The organism is Streptomyces sp. NPDC050504 (genome assembly GCF_044458065.1).
GTDB lineage: Bacteria > Actinomycetota > Actinomycetes > Streptomycetales > Streptomycetaceae > Streptomyces.
Map to the genome: position 1 here is coordinate 1 of NZ_JBITHO010000033.1, position 1,586 is coordinate 1,586.

A 1,586-nucleotide genomic window follows, 5' to 3' on the forward strand; every position below is an offset into this window, starting at 1 on the left:
CCCGCGATGTGGTGCAGCACCACGACAAGTACGTACGCGTCGGGACCGGTCCGCAGCAGACACGCCCGCAGCGGCACCTCTCCCGCCAGATCGAACCGCCGCTCCGCCGCATCCGCGACCAGACGGGCCAGCCCGGCCGGTCCCGCCCCCTCGGCGTCGGCCGTGGTGAGCAGGTCACCGACCGCGCCGACGTCCAGGATCCGCTGACAGGGACGGCCGTCCACGGTCGTGAACACCGTGCGCAGCACCTCGTGCCTGCCCACCACGTCACGCAGCGCAGCGTGCAGCGCATCGGTGTCCAGCGCGCCGGTCAGCCGCAGCGCCATCGGGATGTTGTACGTCGCCGAAGGGCCCTCCAACTCTGCGAGGAACCAGAGGCGTTGCTGGGCGAACGACAGCGGAACCGTCTCCGGTCGCGCCACCGCCAGCAGCGGGGGCCGGGACGCGCCCGAGGTGGTCAGCCGGTCGGCCAGCTCCCGGAACGTGGGTGCCTCGAACAGCGCGCGGATCGCCACCTCCACCCCGAACACCGAACGGATGCGGCTCACCAAGCGGGTGGCGAGCAGGGAATGCCCGCCCACGTCGAAGAAGTTGTCGTCGACCCCGACCGACGGCAGGCCGAGCACTTCGGCGGCCAGCGCGCACAGGATCTCTTCCCGTGCGTTCGCCGGACCGCGTCCGGTGGCGCCCGTGGCGTAGTCGGGGGCGGGTAGGGCCTTGCGGTCGAGCTTGCCGTTCACCGTGAGCGGCAGCGCGTCCAGCGTCACGATCGCCGCAGGCACCATGTAGTCGGGCAGCAGGCCGGCGAGGTGGGCGCGGACGGTGGCGCCGTCGACGGTGGCCGCCGGGACGACGTACCCGACAAGACGCTTGTCGCCCGGCTGGTCCTCACGCACGACGACAGCGGCCTGGGCAACGGCCGGGTGCGTGGCAAGCGCCGCCTCGACCTCACCCAGCTCGATACGGAAGCCACGCACCTTCACCTGGTCATCCGTACGCCCCAGACACTCCAACTGCCCATCGGCACGCCACCGGGCCAAGTCCCCGGTCCGATACATCCGCTCACCCGGCACGCCGTAGGGGCTGGCGACGAACCGCTCCGCCGTCAGCCCCGGCCGGTCCAGATAGCCACGAGCCAAACCCGCCCCGGACACATACAACTCCCCCGCGACCCCGACCGGCACCGGCCGCAACGCAGCATCCAGCACGAACACCCGGGTGTTGGCGATCGGGCACCCGATGTACGGGATCGCGCTGTCCGCGTTCAACACGCCCGTCGTCGTGCAGACCGTCGACTCCGTCGGACCGTAGGCGTTGACCAGGCGACGCCCCGCCGCCCACCGGCCGACCAGGTCCGACCGCAGCGATTCACCGGCGGTCACCAGCGTCGTTACCGTGGGCAGGCTGTCCGTCGCGAGTTCGGCCAACAGGACAGGCGGCAGCGTCACATGAGTGACCCCGCGCGCGGTGACGAAGCGTGCCAGCGCTTCCCCGCCCTTCAGGTCGTCGTGGGCTGCCAGGACAAGGCAGGCCCCGCTGCACAACGTCACCACGATCTCGGCCGTCGCGGCATCGAAACCCGGCGA

1 protein-coding gene is annotated in these 1,586 nt (G+C 71.4%); it reads right to left on the reverse strand.

Annotated elements, in window-relative coordinates:
* Window positions 1–1,586: AMP-binding protein (locus ACIBNE_RS41120; RefSeq protein WP_399281212.1), on the reverse strand; the 1,586-nt coding region annotated here is incomplete at both ends.